We start from the raw sequence: 25264 nt of genomic DNA, 5'->3' as shown, positions 1-25264 counted from the left end.
AGAATTATTTTATACTTTTTTTTTAGTCCATAAATCGTTCATGTCTTCTAATGTTTTTCCTTTAGTTTCTGGAATAAATTTCCATACAAAGAATGCAGCTAAAACTCCCATTAACCCATATATCCAATAAGCAAATCCATGGTTAAACTGCTGAATTAAATAGCTGTTTTTATCCATCATTGGGAACGTCCACGACACTAAATAATTAGCAACCCATTGGCAAGCTACAGCAATCGCTAAAGCCTTACCTCGAATATTGTTTGGAAAAATCTCCGACAAAAGCACCCATGTTACAGGTCCCCAACTCATAGCAAATCCAGCAACATAAACCAACATACATATTAAAGAGAACACTCCTAAAGAATGACTAAAAAATGAAGTTCCTAAAGCAAACATAGAGACTGCCATGGCTAATGCACCAACTATCATTAATGGTTTTCTTCCAAACTTATCAACGGTTTGCATAGCTAAAACTGTAAAAAGTAAGTTTATTGCGCCTACAATAATGGTTTGCATTAAAGCTGTATCTGTACCAGACCCCATACTTTTAAAAATTTCAGGCGCATAATACAACACAACGTTTATCCCAACAAATTGCTGAAAAACAGATAATAAAATCCCGAAAACAATTACAGGAATACCGTAAGAGAATAATTTTCCCGCATGTCCTGTTACAGTCTCCTTAATATCCTTAAGAATTACTTTTGCATCAGCAGCACCATTTACTCGCGTTAGAACACTTAAAGCTTCTTCTGGTTTAGATTGCAACACTAAAGAACGTGGTGTATCTGGAACAAACATTAAAAAGAAAAGAAATAAACCTGCTGGAATAACTTCTGAAGCAAACATCCAACGCCATCCAATTGTATTTAGCCAACTAGCATCCCCTTGACTAGAAATATAATAATTTACAAAATACACAATAAGCATACCGAAAACGATTGCAAATTGATTCATAGAAACCAAACGACCTCTGCTTTTTGCAGGTGCTATTTCAGCAATATAAAGCGGAGATAACATAGATGCTAACCCAACTCCAACACCTCCAATAACACGATATACAATAAAGAAATACATAAATGTATGATCGCCCTCTCCTACTGGTTTAAAAAATAATTCCGGAGCAGAAGACCCAATTGCAGATACCAAAAACAAAACAGCAGCTAAAATCAAACCATTCTTTCTCCCTAATTTTCGACTAATAACACCTCCAGAAATTCCCCCAATAATACAACCTATTAATGCACTAGAAACTAAGAATCCCAAGCGTGCATTAGATGCCATTTCTGACAAACCAAAAGGCAATACAAAAAAGTGCTCTAAAGAACTTACAGTTCCCGAAATTACAGCAGTATCGTACCCAAAGAGCAAACCTCCCAAAGTGGCAACTAAAGTTAAACGCCATAAAAAGGCGGAATTATGCGACGTAGACATGATATTATAGTTTGTTTGTTGTTTATTAAATGAATGTTGAAAAACACATAAGTAAAGGTTTTAAAAACTGTATTCTTAATTTGGTTAGAACTAAGAATACAGTCTGGTTATTTTTAAAACTTCACCTTATTATATTAAATGTATTGATTAATGATGTTTTCAAACAATTCTTGTTTACCACTTTGCAGTTCTAATTCTCCATTTTCTTGAGCAATTTTGTATAAATCTTTAAATTCTAATTTTCCAGCTTCAAAATCTTTTCCTTTACCAGAATCGAACGAACTATAACGTTGTGTTCTTAATTTATCGTAGGCTGAAGATGATATAATTTTATCTGCGGTAAGTAATGCTCTTGCAAACGTATCTGCACCTCCAATATGTGCATGGAATACATCTTCCATATCTGTTGAGTTTCTTCTAATTTTAGCATCAAAATTAACACCACCACCTTGTAATCCTCCAGATTTTAAGAATACCAACATGGCTTCTGTGGTTTCTTGAATGTTATTTGGAAATTGGTCTGTATCCCAACCATTTTGGTAATCTCCTCGGTTAGCATCTAAACTTCCTAACATGCCCGCTTTAGCAGCTGTAGCAATTTCGTGTTGGAATGTATGTTGCGCTAAAGTGGCATGATTTACTTCAATATTAATTTTAAAATCTTTATCTAAACCATATTCTTTTAAAAACCCAATAGCTGTAGCTGTATCAAAATCGTATTGATGTTTCATAGGTTCCATAGGCTTAGGTTCTATTAAGAAATTCCCTTTAAAACCTTGTGATCTGGCATAATCTCTAGCCATACCCAAAAACCGTCCCATATGGTCTAATTCACGTTTCATATCGGTGTTTAGCAAACTCATATAACCTTCACGACCTCCCCAGAATACATAATTTTCTCCATGTAATGCAATCGTTGCATCCATAGCTAATTTTATTTGTCCGCCAGCTCTAGCTAACACATTAAAATCTGGATTGGTAGACGCCCCATTCATGTAACGTGGATTTGAAAAACAATTAGATGTACCCCAAAGTAATTTTACCCCAGAAGCAGCTTGCTTTTCTTTTACATACTCTGTTATAGTAGCTAATCTGTTTTCTAATTCGCCAAAAGAAGAACCTTCTCTTACTAAATCTACGTCGTGAAAACAGAAGTAATCAAATCCCATTTTAGTAATAAATTCGAAAGCAGCATCTGCTTTATCTTTTGCTGCCTGAATAGCATCTGTAGATCTATCCCAAGGAAAATTTAATGTTCCTGGACCAAAAGGATCTCCTCCTGTTCCGCAGAATGTATGCCAATATGCAACAGCAAATCTAAAATGCTCACGCATAGTTTTTCCAGCAACCACTTGTTCTGGATTATAATATTTAAATGCTAATGGATTATCGGATTCCTTTCCTTCAAATTTAATATCACCAATACCTTTGTAAAATTCTTTATTTCCTAGTGTTGCCATAATTTATTTATGTTTTAATATCATTTCTAACTCGTTTTTCCAAGCCACATAAGCTGCTACATATTTTGCGTTATTCTGTAAAGGTTTATAGGTCATAACATGATCGTTTTTGGTTATGTTTTCTCCAAATTTATCGAAATTACCATCTGTTAAACCTGCTGCTCTTGCCGCACCAACTGCACCTGTTGTATTATAAATTTCTATATCTTGATTTATTAATGTCGCTACTGTATTTGAAAAGATTTCAGATCTAAATAAATTATCATTCCCGGCTCTAATCACTTTAAGCTCTCCTGTATCTTTTTTCAAAATATCTATACCATACACAAATGAAAAAGCGATACCTTCTAAAGCGGCACGATATAAATGCGCATTGTTATGCAGATTTAAATTGAGGTTTAAAATATGAGTTCCCACATTTTTATTTTCCAACATACGTTCTGCACCATTACCAAACGGGATAATTACGAGCCCGTTAGAACCTACTTCGACTTCTGAAGCTTTATTATTCATGACTTCATAAGAATCGTTTCCACAATTATTACGTAACCATCTATACTGAATTCCTGCGCCGTTTATATTTAAAAGCGTCCCGATTACAGGCTCTGAATTTGTATAGTTAACATGTGCAAAATGATTTACTTTTGATATTTCTTGAGGTTCTAAATTATTAGAAACGGCATATACAACACCAGAAGTCCCTCCAGTAGCAGCAACTTCTCCTGGATTAAAAATATTAAGAGATAACGCATTGTTTGGTTGATCTCCTGAACGATATGTAACCTGAATACCTAATGGCAATCCTGTATCTTTAGAAGCTTGCTCGTTTACCACACCTTGATTTGTAAAATTCTCTACAATTTCTGGCACTAAAGCTTTATCAATACCATAGTAATCTAGTAATCCAATAGCAACATTATCTTGTTTATAATCCCACAGAATACCTTCAGACAATCCGTTTTTAGTGGTTGCCATTTTACCCGTAAGTTTATATGCTATAAAATCGCCAGGCAACATAAATTTATAAGTGCTTTTATAAATTTCAGGTTCGTTATCTATAACCCATTTTAATTTTGAAGCGGTAAAATTCCCTGGAGCATTTAACATGTGTTCTCCACAAAACTCTTTTCCTAAATCTTTTAATGCTTGTCTGCCAATTTCTACAGCGCGACTATCGCACCAAATTATTGAATTTCGTAATGATTTTCCTTCCTTATCAACAATGACTAAACCATGCATTTGATAAGAAATTCCTATATTTTTTATTTCTGAAAGATTTACTTTAGCCTCTACCGTAACTCGTTTTATAGCATTACAAAGGTGCATCCACCACATATTAGGATCTTGTTCTGCCCAATCTGGATTAACAGCAACAATCTCCATTTCGTTTGGAGGCTCGTGAAGTGATATTATTTTTTTTCCGCTTTCGGCATCAACCAAAGCGACTTTAACCGATGAACTTCCTAAATCTATTCCTAAGTAATACATTTTTAATAAAATATATGTTTTGTTAAGTAACTCTCTAAAACTTTATATAAAATGAAGGCGGCACATTTAAATCTAAATGCGAATTTTAACAATAGCTAAACAACACTTTCGTTTATATGTGAATTTAGGAATTTTTAGGCTCAATAATAAATAATACTCAAAATGAACGCTTTTATAGCAGAAATTAGGAAGGATATAAATTTAGTCTGAATTATAAAAAAACGATTGAAAACATCAACAATATAAGCCCTTTACAAATTTTAGTCCCTTTTAGAACGTACCGATAAACATCTTACTTAAAGGTTTGCGTAATTTTTAAGCAAAAACAGATTATTTAAGAACCGTAAATAAAAAAACCTCCAAGAACATGTGTTCTCAGAGGCCTCAACCTAATTGCTTGTTTTTTTAATCTACTTATTTTTGTGATGCAAAATTCTGTTGACTATAAACTAATTCAGTGTAAAATAAAATCTCTTAAGGTTGAAAAATATTATTGATTTTTTATGTTGTTCACTTAAGCTGAAAAGCCTAAGTTTTGTTTTAATTCTTTTTCTATGTGTAATAAGGCCACATCTAAACGCTTAAACACTTTTAAAGATGCATTGTAACCTTTTTTAGAAACATAAGAATATGTACTTTTTACATATCTCTGAGACAAAGCACGTTTAGCAAAACTTAAAACTAAATTTGATTGATCTTTATCTGTTCTTGAAATTGTTTCTTTTTCTTTACTTAACACACGAACTCCTTTAGACTCTACTTTTCGCTCTCCATTTTCAATAAAACGACTAACTACAGTTCTTAAAGTATCTTCTGTAATTTGCGCAGTGTTATTTACAGTTACAAAAACATCTCCTGTACCTATATCAAATCCGTGTTGTAAAACAGAATGCTGACTCATATTCTCAGCGTGTTGAATAATAGTAACACGTTCTCCAAAATCGTTTTTAGCTTCATGCATCCAGCTCCAAGTATCGTCATTACTAGCATTATCTATAGCAAGTATTTGTAATTTTTCTTCTGGATAATCACTTTTTACTAAATTCATTAACGTTTCGTATACATGTTTACCCATATTTTGAGCGGAAACAATTACAGTTGTATGAGGTAATAAATCGTCTCCTATTGTTTCTACAGGTTTATGTTTTAAATATAAATAAAATCTAAAAAGGAATAATCCGCCGTTAAACGCTAACCAACCAATTACGAAAATAAAAATACCATAAATAGCTGGGTTATATATTGGGTTTAAAAGAATGTCTTTAAATTCCATATAAAAAGCATAGACACCAAATGCGCCACCAATCATTAACATAAAAGTGCTTATAAACACTATTGCACTTGTAAAACTTATACGTCTTTCTGTAATTGACTCATTTTTAAAAACGGACTCATTTAAAGTTTCAAAATCACCAAATATGGCTTCTGAAATATTAAATTGGCTTATGTTTAATGTTGTCGATTTCATAATATATGTACTACTAAATTATGTTTGCTTTTTTAAGTTCCCGATATACATATCTGGATACGCTTAACATTTAGCAATACGTATGCCAACACACTTAAAGTATTGATTTACAATAGACTAAAACAATAACAACAATAAAAAATGTGTATAATTTTTATACACAACGAAGTCTAACGTATACTAATTATACACAACACCATTACACACTGTAAAGCACAACAAGAGCGAAGACAACTAGAGCCCTTTGTTTTTTAATTATCTAAGAAAATGGAAGTGTTTTTGGAAGTTTAAATTTGAAACGAGTATAACCTAAGGGACAAGCATTTTATAGCGCTGTAATATTTGATGAATAAATTCTAATTTCTCGATAACCTTGTCTGATATTACAAAAGGATATACATCTGTAATTCCCATAGATCTGTTTATACTATTAACAGCATAAAACAGAGAAGATATTTCGTCTAAAATAGTTTTAAATGGAAGATTATCCTTGTAAGGATAAATGGCTGCAATACGCATATGTTCTGAATTACGCAAATTAGGATTGCCTTCTAAACCAAAATAAAAAGCAGTTTCCATAGCATCTAAAATATGAAGATAATGCGCCCAAGTTTCGGCCCAATCTTCCCAAGGATGTGACGATGCGTATGTACTTATATAATTATTTTTCCAGTCTTTAGGTGCGCCATTTGCATAATGTGTTTTTAACGCTTCGGCATAATCCTTACTCTCGTCGCCAAACAAACTTCTAAACGATTCTAAAAATTCAGTATTATTTCTAAAAATTCTATCCCAATAGTAATGCCCTATTTCGTGTCTAAAATGGCCTATTAAGGTTCTATATTTTTCATTTAAAGAGATACGCATTTGCTCGCGTGTTACGGTATCTGCTTCTGCTAAAAGGATAGTAATAACACCATTTGCATGCCCAGTCATTACTTTTTTTCCGTTAGCATTGGCATCTTCTTTAGATAAAAAGTCGAAAAACAATCCGGTATCTGGATTTTCAAATTTACTTATTAAAGGAAGCTCTAAACGTTGTAAAGCATAAATAAGTCTATGCTTTGCTATTTCCATAATTTGCCAACGTTCGTAATATTCTGGAACAGATAAATCTGGAATTGTTCTATTTAAGTTACAAGATGTACAAAATCCAGTTTCGTCGTCTATAGGAACTAGCCAATTACATGCGTGTAAGTTTTTATTTTTACAATAGGTATAATTTTCGCCATTAATAGTCCACTCAACCTGTCTTGTATTATTAGAAAAAATCTCGTTTTCTGAATCTAGATATCCCAAAGCCGATCCACAACTTTCGCAAGTTGTATTTTCGAAAAACACAGGAAAGTCGCAATGACTACATTGAAATATCTTCATAAGAAAAAAGTATTAAAATAAACTATTGGTAAATAGTACTCAATAATTTCGGGGGGGGGCAAATATAATCTAATTTTTTCTCAAAAAACCATAAGATTTCAGGATTGAGAACTATTAAAATAACAAACTAAAAAGGCCATTATTACAATTTATTTTAAATGTAACAAAAGCCTTTCCCCTTTATGTAATTAATAATGATATAAACCTAAGGATTCATATATTTTGAAACATTTAAAACTTTTAAATGAGCCCTAAATCTTTCACTATAGCTACTAAATGTGTAGCATTCTTTGCTTTAAAATCGTCTTTTAATTTATTTAATCGTTTTTCTATAGAACTTAAACTTCGAGGCGAAATATTCTTTTCTTCCAAGAGTTTACTAATATCATTTTGCGACAAACCTAGAGATAAATATTTAATAAGATTTATATCGTAATCCTTAATCTCTAGAGATGTATGCGGACTTAAAGCGTGTTCTACTTGGGGAGAGAGAAATAGTTTATTATCTTGAATTTCTGAAATAGCCTGACCTAACTCTGAAGAACTTCTTCGCCCCTTACACACATAAGCGTTAATATTGTATTTATTAACCAAACTTCTTACACGTTGTAGGCGGTTCTCCATAGAATACACAATAATTGGCAATTTAAGCCCATAATCCCTTACAGCAATAACAAGCTCGTCTCCAGAAAGAATATCTCCTTCATGAAAATCTACTTTAAAAGATAAATCTGTTATCATTAAATCGAATGGATCTTGGTCTTGATCTGCTTTTTTAAGCTTAAGGAAAGCCTCGTCGCAATACTGAGCTTTTTCTACATTAAAAACACCTTTACTTTTTAGCACTGCAAGTACACCCTCGTTAACAACATCGTAATCATCTACTATTAAAACTTTTTTGAACATACTTATATGATTATTTTTGCTTTAAAGCCCTTACCCGCTCCTGTTTCAAAAGTAATCGTTCCATTAATATTTTTTATACGGTTTTCCACATTTTGAATTCCAGATCCTTTAATTAATTCACTTCCAGACCCATTATCACTATAAAAAATTTCTATTTTTTTATTGATTTTACTGAATTTCAAAACAACAATGGAAGCTTGGCTATGTTTTTTCATATTCACTAAGAGTTCTTGAATAACTCTATAAAGACCAACTTTTTTATAACGCTTAACCTTATTCCAATCTATTTTTGAATCAGAATTTTTTATAATATTTACCTGATTACTTTTATACCCCAGTAACAAATCATTCAATAATTCTTCAAAATTAAAATTGACATCTAAAGTGTTATTTTCTTTAGAAATATCTCGAGTACGTTCGTAAATCCCCTCTAATTCATCTAAAATTTCATCTGTAACTCGTGGTTGCACTTGTAACTCGTTCAAGACGCGATGTACATCGTTGGCAACCTCATCGTGTATCTTCTTAGAAATTCGAGTTTCTGTATTATAAATTTGAAACATTCTTTCCTTTCTATATTTATATTTCTGAAAAACAATCACAAATACAGACACTAACGCAATGAATATTCCAAGAGATAAATACGTTAATTTCCAACGTTTCTCACGTTCTTTTTTTAACAGAGTCTCTTTTGCTATATTATCTTTTTCTGTATAATCGTATTTAACTTTTGCATATTTATTTTCTTGTAATTGTTTTATTGTATTTAAGTTATCTGTAAGCTTTAAATAGGCAACAACATTCGGGTTTGGAGCAATAGAAATTAAATTTCTTAACGCTTCTTTTAAAAACGATGGACTATTAATTTGTTTAGCAATATCGTACCCTTTTTGGGCATAAAAATAAGACTTCTTTATGTCGTTTTTATCTTTATAATATTCAGACAAATGTGCATAGCTTGCATAAATACTCATGTGGTAATTACTGGCTATTTTTAAATTTAAAGCCGTAATCATATTATCTAAACCTTCTGGCTTATTAAGCTTAGACTGCACAAAACCTAAATTATCTAAAGCTTTATAAGTTTCTAATGTGTCGTCTAAATTTTTACTTTCATTGTAAATTTTTGAGAACTCAAATTCTGCAGACTCAAACTTATGTTGATCTATAAATATTAGTGCTTTATTATTTTGTATAATATTAATCTGTTTTTGACTTGTGGCAAGTTCTAAACTTTTATTATAAAACCTTAATGCAGAATTATAATCTAATAACTGATCGTAAATTTTACCCAACCTATTGTAAAGGCTTATTTTATTTGCAATTGCTCTTTTAGAATTAGAGTTCACTAATAGTCTTAAGGCTTCGACTATAGAATTTTCACAACCATAGTAATCGCCTATATAATATTGTATTACAGATATTTTTTGAGAATAATAAATAGCATAAAAGGTATCTTTTTCTATTATGCTTTTGGCTTTCATTTTATCGAAATACAAATAGGCCTTGGTTAAAGAAGAATTGTTATTAGGATTAGAAATTAGTTTATTATAATATACTAAACTATCTTTTTCTTTATTTTGAAAGCTATAAATAGTTTGAAAATGAAACACAAATAATAAGACAAAAAACCTAAGAAAATAATTTCGATTTTTAAAAAACTTCATGCCCTAAAAATAGGAAGATATTTAGATTGAAAAAATTAATTATTGAAAACTATTTTAAATACTTTTTCACAACTATTTACCTGCTTTATTTTTTCTGTTTTTATTAAAAATTACAACCTAAAAATTCAGTAATTTTAATCTGTTTTTTTTTGATTTTTGAGTAATTTTAAAATTGTGGTTTTTTAAATTTTGTATCAAAAATTAATTCCACACAAATAGCTTGTTTCCAATAAATTAACAATTTAAAAAACATCTTATAAAAATAGAATTCATAAACTTTAATTTATGCGTATTTTAGAGGTTTGGTTTATTTTTTAAGAATACTTAGTAAACAGTAGAAAAGGTGGTATTTTCTTTTGATTAACTACTATTTTTTATTTAAAATAAAATTATCTATTTTGATTTAAACAATCTTTAAAAAAGTCTAAATAGTGTTTGTTAATCGTGTTCCAATTAAACTTCTCGGAAATTTCATGATAACACCCTTTAAGCATATTAGAATATTGACTCTTATTAATAGTATCTAAAACGTGTTTCACATCTATATCCGAACTAAAATATAAAGCATTATCTTTTAAAATAGATGTATTAAAATCATTGTTATGCGCAACGATTAAAGCATTAGAAGACATAGCCTCTAGTAAAGATGGATTAGTTCCTCCTACAGAATGACCATGAAAATACAGATTAGAAAAATATCTTAAATTATTTAGAATTTCTAAGTCATAAATTCCACCTAAAAATTTAATATGAGTCTGCTCTTTATACTTATCCTTTAAATACGCTCCAAATGTATTTGTATCATGTTTTCCAACGACTAAAAAAGGATCTTTTTGCTTAGATAAAACAACACCATCCAAAATAGTTTCTAAATTATTTTCAGGTTCAAAACGCGCTATCAACATATTGTATTTATATGCGTTAACACCAAATTCCTTTAGAATAGCTTTGTTGGGGTCAAGAAATAAATTTGCACCATATGCTATATATTTAGATGATACATTATACTTTTTTTGCAAGTAGTTTTGAATTCCTATAGAATCAGAAATCAAAAAATCACTAGATTTAACAGCGAGCGATTCTGCTATTTTTAAAAATGCTTGAACCTTTTTAGAATATTTAGATCGTTTCCACTCTAATCCATCCATATTTGTAATTACAAGACTCTTTTTAGGTAATAACTTATACCAAATAGAGCTACTGGTATACCCTAACTGAAGAATAATATCGAAATCTCTTTTTCTAGAATCTAGAATACTATTCAAATCATAAATAAATTGACCGGCTGTTCCTATACTATCTTCAGGATCTTTACAGTGAATAATATTAACCCCTTTAAAAATCTTTTCTTGATAAGGATGCACACTAGAATTGTAGACAAAAACATCGTGTCCTTGGGTAGCTAAAAATACCGAAAAATACTCTGCAAATTGCTCAAAACCACCATGGTAATTTGGTATTCCTCTAGTCCCTAATATTCCTATTTTCATATTTTAATAAATCAATTAAAAACAATGTATTCATAAAAACAAAAAATACAATGCCTTTGTTTCGTTCGAAGTAAGATTCGAATAGAAGCGCAAAAGTAATCATTATTAAAAACAATAAATACAACTTATTCATTGGTTTTACAGCAATTCTAAAACTAAAAAAAAGATAATATATAAAAAGTAAGAACGTTAACATTCCTAAAGATATTAGCATCTGTAAATATTGATTATGAACATTATATCCTTCATACCAATTTGGTGCTAATCCATAATACATATAGTAATAATCTAAATAATTTTGAACATCCCCAACACCATACCCAAACAATAATTTATGATCTTGTGTTGTATGAAATAATCCGATTTTTAAAAATATATAACGTAATTCAAGATCACTAATACTTGTTTTATCTTCGTAATTAAAAAGATAAGCTTCTGCTAAATTGTTTGTAGGTTTAAAATCTTTTATATCAAAATGAACACCTTCTTGAAAACGCTCTTTAATAACAGGAATACTAGATAATAAAGGAATAAAAAGTAATATTAAACCTAAAAAAGAAAGCTTATATTTCTTCTTAGGAACTAACATAAAGATAAGGACAATATACAGAAGAATGAAAATAAATATTACAGCTTTAGAAGCCGTTAAAACAAGCCCACACAAAAGAAGTAAAATAAGTCCTACTACTATTATCTTATTCTTAAAAACAGCATTAGAATGCAATGTAAAGGCATAATATGTTATTATAAAAATGCTTAATGCGATATATAAAGCAAAGTAAACAGGATGTTGATCGTAAAGCATTGTAAACTCATGAAAGAACAGAGTATTAAACCCTTTTCCACAGAGGATATTAAAACCACCATAAATTATTAATACTAAGGTAGCTAAAGATGTTGACAACGCAAACACCGATAGCACTCGTTTTATACTATAATTTGCATTTCTAAACGTAAATAACACAAAAGGAATTAATATAAATAACAGGTTCTTATTAACCACTTTTAAACCATAGCCTACATCTTTACTTGTTAACGCACTAATAACAATGATAAAAAAATAAATTAAAGGAAAATAAAAAGCAAAATTATTAAACTGACCTAAGGTAGTCTTCTTTGTTATAATTAAGTACAAACTATATACCGCTGATAAAATCACGGATATGTTACCTAGATTTACCATAAATGGTATTGTTGCCGCCACTAAACAAACTAAAGTTTCTTCTGGACGTTTTATAAGCTGTAATTTAAGAGATTTTAAAAATGTCATACGTTTAGAATACTCATTAATTTATCAACTTTAGATTGCCAAGTGTGAGAATTAATATCCATTAATGGTTTATTATTTTCAATAGCATTTAATTCTTTAGAAAATGCATCTGGAGTATCTACTAAGTATAAATATTTTTCAAGATCCTGAAGCCCATTTCCTCTTGTTCCAACAACTTTTTTTCCAGTGGCTAAGTACTCATAAACTTTAATAGAATCTGCGCCAGATTTTTCATCTTCTTTAGTTACATAAGGCACAATACATATATCAAAATTCTTAACATAATCTGGATAACTATCGTAATGTTTATCGCCTAGGTAATAAAAATTAGAGTGTGTCTTTATTTTACTAAAAACATCTTTATCGAGTAACTGACCTACAAAAACGAAAGACACATTTGGAGAAGAAGACACAACTTTATTAATTAAATCGGTGTCTAATAATTGTGTTATTTTTCCCCCAAAACCAACTATTGGTCTCTTTATATTAACCATGTCTTTTGGCGTTTTTACCTGCTCTTTAAATGTAAATCTCCTTACATCTACTCCATTAGAAATTAAATGTATGTTTCGAGGATTAAATTTATCTGAAAAAAAACGTATATTCTCTTTAGCGTTTGTAATCCAGAAATCAGAAGTTTTAGCATACGAATTATACCCTTCCTTTACTTGATCTAGAATAGATTGATATACTTTAAATTTTGTGAAATTATCCCATGCATCAAAAACTCGAATTTTAGGTTTTAATTTTGAGGTTAATTTATAAGCAAATACATTTTGACTTAAAAGCGTATAATCTTTAATATTTAATTTAGAAAAACAAGAGTCGATAAACGCAATATATTCTGGTTTTGAAAAGGTATTAATATACCAATTATACTTTTTAATAATTTGATTAAATATATCTTTAGAAAGATAATCTATTAAAAAAACATTCTCATCAATCTTATACAAAGTAAAACCTTTTTTTTGATGTATGATTTCGCCTTTAATGCCTTTTTTCTTTTTTTTAATAAGTATTTCTAACAGCGTAATTGGCCTATTTATAATTACTTTTTTTATATCTTTTTCTTGACTTAAAACTTCAATAAAATGAGCATCTCTAGTACGAGATCCTTCTTTAATAATTTTTCTCCAATCGTGAAAAGGTACTATAACTATGTTCATTCTATTCTTTTTCTATTTTGTAATATGCACATTAATGTTATCATTATACATAAGTCTGAAAAAATTGTTGTCATTAATGAAAACACAAGTGTAATCCCAAAAACAAAAACATTTATATGGTTACTTAATTCTAGATTCTTGACAATGGCATATAAAAGCATAATAAAAATTACCAGACCAATAATTCCTAAATCTGCATACATCCATAAAATTTGTGAAAAATGTTTGGTTTTCGAAAACTTACCTTTTAAAATATTGAAATATGAGTAAGGTCCATCTCCAAAAATTTTTAAAGGAATTTTAGATGCATATGTAATAATTACTTGAGGACGTTTTGCTATACCACGTTCATAATTAATATAAGATTTTTTAACATTATATTCTTTCTTTATAATATAAATTTCATGCTCTACAGCTTTAAATTTAATTAATTGAGAAATTAAAAAAGGCGAAGATATTATTACAGCTAAAATTCCTAATATTTTAATTTTTTTTGGAAACGTTCTATATATCATATATAAAACAAAAACACCTAAAATTAATTTTGAAATATTTGATTCTGAAGCTAAAATTGTTGCTCCAAAATACAAATAAAATAATGTCGGATATTTTGTAATTTTTTTATCCTCATTATTCTCTATAAGATTAAAAATATTAAATAAAATAAAATAACCTAATGCATGGTCTGCTTTTAAAAAAAAAGTACCAAACATAAAATCAATTTCAGAAACAGATTGGTTACTTCTATTAAAATCTATCAAGAAATCGTAACCAAAATGTTGGACTAGAATTACAGGAAGCTGCAAGCAAGCTATAACTAAGAATATTCTACTAATTTTAAGTTGCGAAATATAATTCTCTTTTTGGTTTACTTTAAAAAACAAGTAACAACCCAACGGAAGAAAAACAAAAATAAAATATATTAATGTTTTAATTAAACTAGTTTCATTTAATACAGCACTTATTATTATTAACATTCCTAATATAAGATGTAATAAAACAACTCTATCTAAAAAAACTTTATGCTTTACAAGCACATATAAACAATAAAAAGCTAAAAAAAAACCAGACAATAAAACAGAAAATACTGTATTTGGCACACCTATAAAAAACTGAACAACCCCTCCTATAACAAAACAAGAAATTACAATTAAGATGAAAACAAAAATATAAACATTTCTTAAATTAATCATTCTCCTTAAATTTCTTGGAATCGTTTATCGCATTTATAATTACTGAAAATTTCCAGAAATTTCGCGGATTGAAAATCATTATTATAAACAGTAAAATCAGGTATGTAATTTTGTTACAGTTATATAACAGAATATTATTTCTGAATTTTTTTTCAAAAAAAACATTATTTCTTACAGAGTAAAAAATTGCTTTTTTGGAATCTGTTCCAAAATATCTTGTGTTTAATATACTTTTTGATTTCTTTAAATGAAAAGAAGTTTCTAAATCTTCTAATTCACTCTTCAAAACTAATATTATTTCTCCTTTTCCTTGAGTAATTCTATAAGAAAAATCATGATCATCTGCGTAAAGGAAAAAATCTTTATCAGGAAGCCCAATTTCATCAATTAAATTACTGTGAAAAAACAAGCCTCCATATGGTGCTACTGCAACTTTTCCATGTGTTATGTCCGGATTATAATATACGTTGTCTTTAAATAAGATTTTTTTTAATTTACTTAAAACACTAAATCCTAAAAAAGAATTTCTAGTACCCAACATAAAATAAGGGTTACTACTCTGAATGGCTTTCTTAAATATTTCCCTATCCTTTCTGTAAGATAATAAAGCTGATTCTTTGTTAGAAAGGGTATTGGTTTGCCAAAACATTTTTAATTCTAACAAGGCGTTTTCTAGAGGTTTATTATCATCATCTAATATCCAAATAAATTCAGCACCACTATTATGCGCTTCTTTTAAGCCTTGATAGAAACCATTAGCAGAACCAGTGTTTTCTTCCAAATCTATTAACTTAATACAATTATTTGCAACACTTAACTGTTTAAGCTGTTTTAAAGCACTCTCTTCACTACCATTAGAAACTATAATGATTTTATCTACAAACTGCTTTATACACGCTTCTATTACCTGACTAAGGTATATGTATCGATTCCCGTAGGTTACTGTGACAACAGTTACTTTCATATTAGAGTTTACCACTTAACTTCTGATTTATGTTTTTTAGAAATCAATTTCAATTTTCTTATTCAATAATGGTGTAGATAGAAGATAAGGATCATAATCATTACCTATTATTTTTCTTTCAAAAGAGATATAATCTGAAGTTATTAAATACTTATTAGGGTTAAACAGCCTTTGAATGGTAGAGTTGTCAACACTAATAACATTGTTATTCAATCTAATTAGTATTGATTTAATTTGAACTTCCGATTCTTTTCTATTATCACCTAAATCTAACCTAAAACGTATTGGTATTACATTTGAAGGTAATTTAAACGAAACAACTTGAAATTCATCTTTACCTTGAACATTTACATTAACCTTTTTTTGAAAGCTAAATCCAGATTCTGAATTATCTTGAATAAAAAACAACTGTAACTTATCATCTTCTAGTATCTTAATATTAAGATCTACACTAAAAACATTATCTATAGTGGTTTGTTTTAAATTACTATTCTCCCCTTTTTTCTTACAAGAAAATAGCTGAAAAAAACATAATAGAATTAGTATATTTTTCATTGTTCAAAAATCTTTATATATAAAAAACACTTTCATAATATTAATCCCAAATTTCTATTCTTCTTTCTAAAAGCCCTTCCAAATTCTTTATGTCGTCAGAAAAATAAATTGATTTTAAATCTTGATAATTATATGGCACTATTTTTTCTTGATTACTTATCGTTTTAAAGTTTCTTTTTTGAATCTGTTTTTTAAAATTTTTTCTAATTACGTCTGGAAAAATACGTTTAAAAGAATCTTTTAACCCCGAAGGCGTGTTTAAAAATTTAGAAACCCATATAAATTTTGCCTTTTGAGCGGGGTTACTTTTTAAATTTAAATTTAACTGTTGTTCTTCAATATTTAAAAAAGTAAAAATATCTTTTATGGTGTTTTGTTTATCTTTTAAAAACTCCTCTAACACATAAATTCTAACATTTTCTTTTGGAAATTTTTCATACAAATAGTTTAAGGTTTCTGAATAAAGCCCCCTATTTATGTACCCGAAATGATTTTTTTCAAAATGTCCCAATTCTTCAGACTCATAATCTTTATGAAAAACAGGATTTTCAATTCTTGATTTCTCTTTTTCTATTGCTTCTAAAAACTCTAATGGTTCATATCCTCTTTTTTTACTCATTAAGTAATGAGAATATGCTCTTTTCACTGGATTTCTTAAAAAAAACAAAATCTTAATATCTGTGCCAAAACAATCAATAATTCTATCTATGGATCTTTGTTCTACTTGTAAATTAGGATTTATATTACCAATTAATTTCTCGTTATAATATGTACTAAAATATCTGTCAAAATAAAAAGACAAGCCTTTTGAATATATTTCGTTTACATCAAAAAAATGAGCTTCTTTTTCTGTTGGAAGATAAATACCGGTATGCTGATTTAATATGTCATGCAAAAGAGTTGTACCTGCTTTTTGAGCTCCAATACAAAAAAAATCTACTTTCTTCATTCTCTATATTTTAAAAACCTTCACTGGAATTTCTACCGAAATAGTAAAAGACTTATAATTATTCATTTCGTACTCTTTATACTGATCTATAATTTAAATTTAAAATCTAAAAAACGTATAAAACTTAAACTCTCTTTTTATATAAATCACACAAATTGTATTCAGAAAAATATTTGAAATCATACTTGCTAAAGCAGCTCCTACAAATCCGTAAGATTTAATAAAAAAATAATTTAAAATTATATTTAGAACAGCACTATAAATTGTAAAATTTCTTAATGTTTTTTGATGATTTGTCATACTTAATATTTGCCCAACACTACCGCTTAGAGCATTAAACAAAAGTCCTATAGAAATAATTATTAAAGCTAATTTTCCTTCGACAAATTCTGGACCGAATAAACTTAATAATTGTGTGCTAAAAATAATTAAAACTAAGACCATAGGTATGGTAATTAATGATACTAGTTTAGTTGCCTTTTGGACTTCTGTATTTATTTCATCAATCTTACCTTTACTAAATAACTCTGATATTTTTGGAGCAAGAATTACATTAATGGAATTAATTACAACTAAGGCAATAGAAGCAAGTTTATAAGACGCATTATAAATACCTACATCTTTTTTAGACACCATATTTCCTAACATAAATATATCTGTCCAGTTACTTATAAATATAAATGCCGCACTAAACAATAAAGGTAATGATAGACTAAAAATACTTTTATAAGAATAATTAGTCTTTAATTTATTTTTTCTAGGGTAATAAATTAGAAGTATTAACGCCAATATACTTAAAGAAAAAGCATAGGCAAAAATGATATTACTTTCTAAAAAATTATATTTCTTAAAGAAAAATAATAGAGGAATTAATATTGTATAAGGCAATACATTTTGAAATATACTAAAACTTGTAAATTTTTTTTTACCTCTAATAAATTCTAAAAGAAAAAAATACAGAATACCAAAACCAATAAAGTAAGATATAATTTTAAAATATTCTATAAGGTAACTGTCTTTAAATACAGTTAATGCTAACCATTCTTTAGAAACAAATAAAATAAATGAGCATAATATTCCCGAGAAGATTATAAGCTTTAAAGACTTATTTAAATATTGATTTTGTGGCTTTCCTTCCTTAAAATATCTGTAATCTGCTGTAAGTTTAACAATGCTATTAGGAAGTCCTAATGAAAAAATTAAAACTAAAAACTGCCATACTGTTAAAGAAATAGAATATCTACCGTAAGCAGCTGCCCCATACATATTAGAGATATACATCATAGCGCCATAAGCTAATAACATCCCTAGTATTCTTAAAAAAAATACTATCCCCAAATTTTTAATTTGAGAGGTACTAATTAATGAAAGCCCTTTCTTTAACATACAAATCTTTAGTTGTTATAGCTATATATTCCTATATTTTTATTATTAATAAAGCCATAACTCATTTTTAAAAAAGTTTTAAAAAAAACAGCAAAGAAAATTAGAAATTCGATAGAATAAATTAACATAAATTATTTACGTTAATCTTGTTTTTTACAAAAAACAAAGGTACCTTTTTTAAACCTAAATAATCTTAACCTTTCTACCCGATTTTTTAACAAAAATCTTTCCTTTAGGATCTCTTATAATGGTATAAACATCAAACAAACCTTTCTCTAATAGAGCACTGTTAATGCTAAACTTAAAACCAGAGTCATCGTATAAATTATTCTTCTTTTTTAGGTTTTTTGTAACATCTAATCTTTTTTTTCTAACTAATTGATTAACAGAATTTATATACATAAAATTGTTACCTTTCACTAAGCCTATAAACATTTCATTATCAGTTGATTTTTTATCTTTTAATGTCATCCAGCCATCTAAAATAATAGCCTGTTTTTCTTGAGTTATAGAAACAATTTTGTTTTTAGAATTATTAATCCTAAAAAAACCTAGGAATTCTTCAGATTTAGTTAATTCAGGCTTTGAGTTTATGCTTTTATAAAGCGCACTCTCTAGAGAGTTATTATCATTATTATTAGACTTTAATTTATACGTATTATAAACATAATTAGACAAATAATTACTTACTACTATTGCTCCTTTATAATTTAAATGCTGATTATAACCAACGGGTTCATTTGAAAAACATGATCTATCTAGATCAGGATACTCAATATTTAAATCTAAATAATTAACAAACTCATTCTTTTTAACAAATGCTTTTAAAGGTTTATCTAGAGAATTATAATCAATCTTATTTCTGTAATGGTTATAAAAAGGAATTGTTAATAGTATGATTTTCTTAGTTCCTTTTTCTTTAGCTAAATCAACAATTTGTTGTAAAGCCTTTTCTTCTTCAGGAAGAATATTGTATGTATTTAAATTAAACTCACTTCTAGTTTTATACTCTTGTACAGAAGCCTGACTTAGAATAGTTACACCTCTGCGTCTTTCTTTTTTGCCTTTAGTCTTAAGTCTTTTTTTAATCTCATCTACATCAGTCCATCTATCATGTTTTTTAATTAATGGGAATAAATTTTCAAGTAAATTCCCTTTAAAAAAAGCTCTAGCTTCTTCTATTTTAACCTCACCAATTTTCTTTCCCTCAAATGTTAGATATCTTTTCATATAATCATTAATTGTTGGGTCTTGATTAACAAATGCATCCATAGTTAACCTTTCATAAAACAAATAATTTTCAATAATCAAAACTTCTGGAACCTGGTTTTTATATGCTTCTAAAGCACAATAATATGTTTGATATATGTTTTGACCTCTTGTAGCCAAAGACACAACATTTGAATTTAATTTTGCTTGTAAAATATTCTGATCAATTCCTGCATTCGCATGAGAATTACCCAAAATTAAGATGTCTACACTGTTTTTTTCTTGAGCATAAAAGTTATCCCAAACAGATGTTTCTGATTCTGTAAAAAATGGTTCAAATAATTTTATTACTAATAAAACTAATGAAAGTAGTATGATTACTTTAAAAAGACCTTTTACTAATTTATTAATCATAATTATCTTAGAATTGAAAATAGATAAACGAGGATGCCATTGAATCTCCATAGACACCAAATATGGTTATAAAGACTACTATACCAACATAAACACTCCATCTAAAAGGTAAAGATTGTTCACTTAAAACTTTAACAAAACTCTGTTTTTTATGAGATCTTTCTATTAAGATCATTAAGATGATTGATAAAATCATGATTGAAAATTCATTTTCTTTCAATCCTATTAAATATAATTGATCTCCTAATAATTCATAAAGGTTATTATTAAAGAAACTGGAAATTATTAATTTAGAATCTAAAAATGAGTTTGCTCTAAAAAACACCCAAGCTACACAAACAATAGAAAAAGTAACTAAAATAAAAAGCAACTTATTAGAGAAACTATTCGTGTTTATTTTTAATAGTTTAAATATTGCTTTTTTACGTTTGTACGTAGCCTTTTCTAAAACAATAATAAAACCATGTATAGCTCCCCAAACTAAAAAAGTTATTGCTGCACCATGCCATAAACCACTAATTACAAAAACAATAAACAGATTAAAATACGTTTTAAACTTTCCGTTTCTATTCCCTCCTAATGGTATATAAACATAATCTCTAAACCAAGTAGATAATGATATGTGCCAACGTCTCCAAAACTCAGTTATAGATTTTGATAAATAAGGACTGTCAAAATTTTTCATTAAATCAAACCCCATAGTTCTAGAAGCCCCAATAGCAATATCTGAATAACCAGAAAAATCACAATAAATTTGAAAAGCAAATAGTACTGTAGCTATTATTGTCTCTACCCCTTCATAATTGCCTGGATTATTATAAACTTCATTTACATATAAAGCAGCCCTGTCTGCAATTACCATTTTTTTAAACAGCCCAAAAGCCATTAATAAAAGCCCAGATTTAACCTGATTGTAGTCAAACTTATACGTTTTATAAAACTGTGGTAAAAGGTGTGAAGCGCGTTCTATAGGACCTGCTACTAACTGTGGAAAAAAAGAAACAAAAGCAAAGAAAGCAATAGGATCCTTACTCGGTTTTAATTGTTTTTTATAAACATCAATCGTATAACTTAAAGTCTGGAATGTATAAAAACTAATGCCTACGGGTAAAATAATATTTAATGTAGATACTTCAAGAGTTTTACCAAACAACTTAAAAGAATCTACAAAAGTGTCTATAAAAAAATTAGTATACTTAAAATACACTAAAAACCCAAGATTAACCAATAAACTAAGATATAACAACCTTTTCCGTTTTGCATTATCTATTGTATCTCCTAGTTCTTTTCCTACATAAAAATCTACAATAGAACTTATCGCAATAAGAAATAAAAAACGCCAATCCCACCAACCATAAAAAGTATAACTTACAATTAACAAAAGTATATTTCTAAGTTTAAGTTGCTCCGAAAAAATCCAATATAATATAAATACAATAGGGAAAAATATTGCAAAATCTATGGAATTAAATAACATAAATTACTAGTGTTTAATCAAAATTACAAAACCAACAAAGCTACCATTTTAAAAAGGTAAATCCATTAAAAACAAACTACTAAATAATTTGTTTTTAATGGATTTTAATTTATTTTAAAAAACTAATTGTTTTGTTTACACAATCATTCCTGCTGCAACAGTTTCGTTAGTGGCATCATCTACTAAAATAATACTACCTGTAAAACGGTTCTCACGATACGAATCTACCATTAAAGGTTTTGTTGTTCTTAGTTTAACTTTAGCAATATCGTTCATATTAAGAGAATCATCTCCTTCTACACGGTTTAAGCTTTCAATATCTATTTTATAAACCACATCTTTAATCATTGCCTTCTGATCGTTAGATGTATGTTTAATAGTATATTTTGTACGTGGCTTAGCTCCTGTGTTATTTAACCAACATAACATCACTTCTATGTCTTGAGTGGCTTCTGGTTTGTTATTAGAACGCACAATCATATCTCCTCTTCCTATATCAATATCGTCTTCTAATTGAATAGACACAGATTGCGGTGCAAAGGCTTCTTTTAATTCCTGATCGTTTAAGTTTATGGCTTTTATTACAGATGTAAACCCAGAAGGCATTACAGTAATTTCATCACCTACGCGAAGTACTCCACTAGCAACACGTCCTGCATAACCACGGTAATCTCTATGAGAATCGTTTTGTGGTCTAAGCACGGTTTGCACAGGAAAACGTGCATCAACTTTATTAACGTCACTACTAATGTGCATGGTTTCTAACATGTTTAACATAGGCGAACCTTGGTACCATGTCATGTTTTCTGAACGGTTTACAACATTATCTCCTATTAAAGCACTCATAGGAATAAAACGAACATCTTTTATTAGCATTTTAGATGAAATGTGCTCGAATTGAGACACAATATCATTAAACACTTCTTCTGAATAATCCACAAGATCCATTTTGTTTACACAAACGATAACATGCGGAATATTTAATAAAGATGCTATAAAGGCATGGCGTTTTGTTTGTTCAATAACACCGTGTCTAGCATCAATTAATATAGTTGCTACGTTTGCAGTTGATGCTCCTGTAACCATATTTCTTGTATACTGAATATGACCTGGAGTATCTGCTATAATAAATTTACGCTTTGGTGTAGTAAAATATCTATACGCAACGTCTATTGTTATTCCTTGCTCACGTTCGTCCTTTAAACCGTCTGTAAACAACGCTAAATCGACACCTTCGTGACCTCTTTTCTTACTTGTATTCTCTATGGCTTTTAACTGATCCTCAAAAATAGATTTTGAATCGTATAGTAAGCGGCCAATTAAGGTACTTTTTCCATCATCTACACTCCCTGCTGTTGTAAATCTTAATAACTGGTTATTATCTAACATATCTACGTATTCTAAAAATTATTATTTGTTGATCTAAAAGTATCCTTGACGTTTTCTGTCTTCCATGGCCGATTCCGAACGTTTATCATCACTACGATTACCACGTTCTGTTTGACGCATTCCTGCAACCTCATCGGCAATTTTAGCTAAAGTATCTGCTTCAGATTCAATACCACCTGTAATTGTGATATCTCCTAATGTTCTAAATCTAATTTTCTTAGTTACAACTTCTTCATGATCTTCAAGAACTAAAAATTCTGAATTAGGAATCCAAGCATCTTGTCTCCAAACTACTTCACGCTCATGTGCAAAGTACAATGAAGGTATAGCAATGTTTTCACGTTTTATATAGTTCCAAACATCCATTTCTGTCCAGTTACTAATTGGGAACGCTCTAAAATGTTCGCCTTCAAAATATTTACCGTTAAAAATGTTCCATAACTCTGGACGTTGGTTTTTTGGATCCCATTGCCCAAAATCATCTCTATGTGAAAAGAAACGTTCTTTTGCTCTTGCTTTTTCTTCGTCACGTCGACCTCCTCCAATAGCACAATCTACTTTATTTGCTTCAATAGCATCTAAAAGTGTTGTAATTTGAAGCGCGTTACGTGTTGCATTTTTACCTTTTTCTTCAGCAACTCTACCATCATCAATCGATTCCTGTACAGAACCAACTATTAAGTTTACACCTAATTCTTTAATAATATCATCTCTAAATTGAATAGTTTCAGGAAAATTATGACCTGTATCTACGTGCATTAACGGAAAAGGTATTTTAGAAGGATAAAATGCTTTTTTAGCCAAATGGGTAATTACAATAGAATCTTTTCCTCCAGAAAATAAAATAACTGGATTTTGAAATTGAGCCCAAACTTCACGTAAAACATAGATAGCCTCACTCTCTAATTCATCTAAATAATTTAAATAATACTTATTACTACTCATTGCTCGATAATTTTAATTTAGGTAAAATATATTCTACTATTATATTCGCAGCATCTTCTACAGATACCTCTTCTGTTTTTATTTCAATATCAGGATGTACTGGAGCCTCGTAAGGTGCCGAAATTCCTGTCATATTTTTTATTTCTCCTGCTCTTGCTTTCTTGTAAAGTCCTTTAGTGTCACGTCGTTCACACTCTTCAACACTTGTATTTACATATACTTCTACAAAGTTATCATCTTTAACAATGCTTTTAATGTTTAACCTATCTTTCTGATAAGGTGAAACAAATGCCGCTAGGGTTACAACACCAGCATCGATCATTAAATTTGAAATTTCAGCAATTCTGCGGATATTCTCTGTACGATCTTCAGGAGCAAAAGTTAAATCATTATTTATTCCTTTTCTAATGTTATCTCCGTCTAAGGTATAGGTTTTTATTCCTTTTTGAAATAATTTCTGCTCAACCACATTCGCTATTGTAGATTTTCCGGAACCAGAAAGTCCTGTAAACCACATTAAAAACGAGTTATGCTGATTCTTTTTTTGTCTGTCTCCTCGAGATATTTGATAATCGTGAGGTATAATATGCTCTTTCATTATTCGTGAGTGTGACGTTTATCTTTATCTAATCCAAAATTAATTTTATACCATGCTCTTTCATGTAAATAATATAAAATCATTTTAGTAAGTACTTCTGTTCCTCCTACTTTTAAACCAATCATAGGGTCTCCAGAAATTAACCAAGCCAATGTCATGGTATCCATAGTACCAACAATACGCCAAGTTATGGTTTTAAAAATATGACGCTTGTTACTTTCTTCCATATCGACTTTAAACCATACACGTTCGTGTAAATAGTATAATATCGTTTTGGTTGTAATTTCGGCTAATCCTATTTTAAGACCTGTTAATGGATCTCCTGATATTAACCATGATAATAAAATAGTGTCTAAAGTCCCTACAAATCGCCATGTAATAGCTTTAAATATGTGCCTTTTATATGAAGTATCTTTCATTTTTCTATAGACTTTATGCCTCTTTAATTAAGACAAAAGT

General features: G+C 29.0%; 21 protein-coding genes. All 21 read right to left on the bottom strand.

Features of this window, described 5'->3' with window-relative positions; translation table 11 throughout:
• Positions 1-9 precede the first annotated feature (9 nt).
• Positions 10-1434, bottom strand: coding sequence for a D-xylose transporter XylE (gene xylE / locus GQR95_RS05270; protein WP_159022168.1), 1425 nt, complete (start codon positions 1432-1434; stop codon positions 10-12).
• Positions 1435-1568: 134 nt separating this feature from the next.
• Positions 1569-2894, bottom strand: a complete 1326-nt coding sequence (xylA, locus tag GQR95_RS05265) for a xylose isomerase (RefSeq protein ID WP_159022167.1) — start codon at positions 2892-2894, stop codon at positions 1569-1571.
• A gap of 3 nt (positions 2895-2897) precedes the next feature.
• Positions 2898-4382 (bottom strand): xylulokinase, encoded by a 1485-nt coding sequence (locus GQR95_RS05260; protein ID WP_159022166.1) that lies wholly within the window; start codon positions 4380-4382, stop codon positions 2898-2900.
• Between the two features lie 514 nt (positions 4383-4896).
• A complete protein-coding gene (locus tag GQR95_RS05255) occupies positions 4897-5850 on the bottom strand; it encodes a glycosyltransferase family 2 protein (RefSeq protein ID WP_159022165.1) in 954 nt (317 codons plus the stop codon).
• Positions 5851-6159: 309 nt separating this feature from the next.
• The gene (locus GQR95_RS05250) at positions 6160-7227 is read right to left on the bottom strand and encodes a putative zinc-binding metallopeptidase (protein WP_159022164.1); all 1068 of its coding nucleotides are present in this window, start codon (positions 7225-7227) and stop codon (positions 6160-6162) included.
• A 240-nt stretch (positions 7228-7467) separates the two neighbouring features.
• Positions 7468-8133, bottom strand: coding sequence for a response regulator (locus GQR95_RS05245; protein ID WP_159022163.1), 666 nt, complete (start codon positions 8131-8133; stop codon positions 7468-7470).
• 2 nt (positions 8134-8135) lie between these two features.
• A complete protein-coding gene (locus tag GQR95_RS05240) occupies positions 8136-9746 on the bottom strand; it encodes an ATP-binding protein (protein ID WP_159022162.1) in 1611 nt (536 codons plus the stop codon).
• A 443-nt stretch (positions 9747-10189) separates the two neighbouring features.
• The gene (locus GQR95_RS05235) at positions 10190-11290 is read right to left on the bottom strand and encodes a DUF1972 domain-containing protein (protein WP_159022161.1); all 1101 of its coding nucleotides are present in this window, start codon (positions 11288-11290) and stop codon (positions 10190-10192) included.
• Complete coding sequence (locus tag GQR95_RS05230; RefSeq protein ID WP_159022160.1) at positions 11265-12560, bottom strand: O-antigen ligase; 1296 nt, start codon at positions 12558-12560, stop codon at positions 11265-11267. The genes GQR95_RS05235 and GQR95_RS05230 overlap by 26 nt, the downstream gene beginning before the upstream one ends.
• Complete coding sequence (locus GQR95_RS05225; protein ID WP_159022159.1) at positions 12557-13726, bottom strand: glycosyltransferase; 1170 nt, start codon at positions 13724-13726, stop codon at positions 12557-12559. The genes GQR95_RS05230 and GQR95_RS05225 overlap by 4 nt, the downstream gene beginning before the upstream one ends.
• Positions 13723-14919 carry a hypothetical protein gene (locus GQR95_RS05220; RefSeq protein WP_159022158.1) on the bottom strand — a complete coding sequence of 399 codons (1197 nt, stop codon included), beginning with the start codon at positions 14917-14919 and terminating at the stop codon, positions 13723-13725. Before GQR95_RS05220 ends, GQR95_RS05225 begins: the two co-directional genes overlap by 4 nt.
• Positions 14912-15883, bottom strand: a complete 972-nt coding sequence (locus GQR95_RS05215) for a glycosyltransferase (protein ID WP_159022157.1) — start codon at positions 15881-15883, stop codon at positions 14912-14914. The genes GQR95_RS05220 and GQR95_RS05215 overlap by 8 nt, the downstream gene beginning before the upstream one ends.
• A gap of 36 nt (positions 15884-15919) precedes the next feature.
• Positions 15920-16438: a hypothetical protein gene (locus GQR95_RS05210; RefSeq protein WP_159022156.1), complete on the bottom strand. Its 519-nt coding sequence runs from the start codon at positions 16436-16438 to the stop codon at positions 15920-15922.
• Between the two features lie 40 nt (positions 16439-16478).
• Complete coding sequence (locus tag GQR95_RS05205) at positions 16479-17387, bottom strand: sulfotransferase domain-containing protein (RefSeq protein ID WP_159022155.1); 909 nt, start codon at positions 17385-17387, stop codon at positions 16479-16481.
• A 99-nt stretch (positions 17388-17486) separates the two neighbouring features.
• The gene (locus GQR95_RS05200) at positions 17487-18725 is read right to left on the bottom strand and encodes a flippase (RefSeq protein ID WP_159022154.1); all 1239 of its coding nucleotides are present in this window, start codon (positions 18723-18725) and stop codon (positions 17487-17489) included.
• A gap of 231 nt (positions 18726-18956) precedes the next feature.
• Positions 18957-20396: a hypothetical protein gene (locus tag GQR95_RS05195; RefSeq protein ID WP_159022153.1), complete on the bottom strand. Its 1440-nt coding sequence runs from the start codon at positions 20394-20396 to the stop codon at positions 18957-18959.
• A 7-nt stretch (positions 20397-20403) separates the two neighbouring features.
• Positions 20404-21873, bottom strand: a complete 1470-nt coding sequence (locus tag GQR95_RS05190; protein ID WP_159022152.1) for an MBOAT family protein — start codon at positions 21871-21873, stop codon at positions 20404-20406.
• A 135-nt stretch (positions 21874-22008) separates the two neighbouring features.
• On the bottom strand, positions 22009-23262 hold the full coding sequence (locus GQR95_RS05185; RefSeq protein ID WP_159022151.1) for a sulfate adenylyltransferase subunit 1: 1254 nt from the start codon (positions 23260-23262) through the stop codon (positions 22009-22011).
• Positions 23263-23295: 33 nt separating this feature from the next.
• Complete coding sequence (gene cysD, locus GQR95_RS05180; protein WP_159022150.1) at positions 23296-24207, bottom strand: sulfate adenylyltransferase subunit CysD; 912 nt, start codon at positions 24205-24207, stop codon at positions 23296-23298.
• The gene (gene cysC / locus GQR95_RS05175; RefSeq protein WP_159022149.1) at positions 24200-24805 is read right to left on the bottom strand and encodes an adenylyl-sulfate kinase; all 606 of its coding nucleotides are present in this window, start codon (positions 24803-24805) and stop codon (positions 24200-24202) included. The genes cysD and cysC overlap by 8 nt, the downstream gene beginning before the upstream one ends.
• A complete protein-coding gene (locus tag GQR95_RS05170; RefSeq protein WP_159022148.1) occupies positions 24805-25224 on the bottom strand; it encodes a DUF2061 domain-containing protein in 420 nt (139 codons plus the stop codon). Before GQR95_RS05170 ends, cysC begins: the two co-directional genes overlap by 1 nt.
• Positions 25225-25264 lie beyond the last annotated feature (40 nt).

It is taken from the genome of Formosa sp. L2A11, assembly GCF_009796865.1.
GTDB lineage: Bacteria > Bacteroidota > Bacteroidia > Flavobacteriales > Flavobacteriaceae > Formosa.
This window is presented reverse-complemented; position numbering and strand designations above follow the sequence as displayed.

Bases quoted from the DNA above. Each gene is read 5' to 3' on its own strand.
- xylE (WP_159022168.1), bottom strand. From the start codon at position 1,434: ATGTCTACGTCGCATAATTCCGCCTTTTTATGGCGTTTAACTTTAGTT.
- xylA (WP_159022167.1), bottom strand. From the start codon at position 2,894: ATGGCAACACTAGGAAATAAAGAATTTTACAAAGGTATTGGTGATATT.
- GQR95_RS05260 (WP_159022166.1), bottom strand. From the start codon at position 4,382: ATGTATTACTTAGGAATAGATTTAGGAAGTTCATCGGTTAAAGTCGCT.
- GQR95_RS05255 (WP_159022165.1), bottom strand. From the start codon at position 5,850: ATGAAATCGACAACATTAAACATAAGCCAATTTAATATTTCAGAAGCC.
- GQR95_RS05250 (WP_159022164.1), bottom strand. From the start codon at position 7,227: ATGAAGATATTTCAATGTAGTCATTGCGACTTTCCTGTGTTTTTCGAA.
- GQR95_RS05245 (WP_159022163.1), bottom strand. From the start codon at position 8,133: ATGTTCAAAAAAGTTTTAATAGTAGATGATTACGATGTTGTTAACGAG.
- GQR95_RS05235 (WP_159022161.1), bottom strand. From the start codon at position 11,290: ATGAAAATAGGAATATTAGGGACTAGAGGAATACCAAATTACCATGGT.
- GQR95_RS05230 (WP_159022160.1), bottom strand. From the start codon at position 12,560: ATGACATTTTTAAAATCTCTTAAATTACAGCTTATAAAACGTCCAGAA.
- GQR95_RS05225 (WP_159022159.1), bottom strand. From the start codon at position 13,726: ATGAACATAGTTATAGTACCTTTTCACGATTGGAGAAAAATTATTAAA.
- GQR95_RS05220 (WP_159022158.1), bottom strand. From the start codon at position 14,919: ATGATTAATTTAAGAAATGTTTATATTTTTGTTTTCATCTTAATTGTA.
- GQR95_RS05215 (WP_159022157.1), bottom strand. From the start codon at position 15,883: ATGAAAGTAACTGTTGTCACAGTAACCTACGGGAATCGATACATATAC.
- GQR95_RS05210 (WP_159022156.1), bottom strand. From the start codon at position 16,438: ATGAAAAATATACTAATTCTATTATGTTTTTTTCAGCTATTTTCTTGT.
- GQR95_RS05205 (WP_159022155.1), bottom strand. From the start codon at position 17,387: ATGAAGAAAGTAGATTTTTTTTGTATTGGAGCTCAAAAAGCAGGTACA.
- GQR95_RS05195 (WP_159022153.1), bottom strand. From the start codon at position 20,396: ATGATTAATAAATTAGTAAAAGGTCTTTTTAAAGTAATCATACTACTT.
- GQR95_RS05190 (WP_159022152.1), bottom strand. From the start codon at position 21,873: ATGTTATTTAATTCCATAGATTTTGCAATATTTTTCCCTATTGTATTT.
- GQR95_RS05185 (WP_159022151.1), bottom strand. From the start codon at position 23,262: ATGTTAGATAATAACCAGTTATTAAGATTTACAACAGCAGGGAGTGTA.
- cysD (WP_159022150.1), bottom strand. From the start codon at position 24,207: ATGAGTAGTAATAAGTATTATTTAAATTATTTAGATGAATTAGAGAGT.
- cysC (WP_159022149.1), bottom strand. From the start codon at position 24,805: ATGAAAGAGCATATTATACCTCACGATTATCAAATATCTCGAGGAGAC.
- GQR95_RS05170 (WP_159022148.1), bottom strand. From the start codon at position 25,224: ATGAAAGATACTTCATATAAAAGGCACATATTTAAAGCTATTACATGG.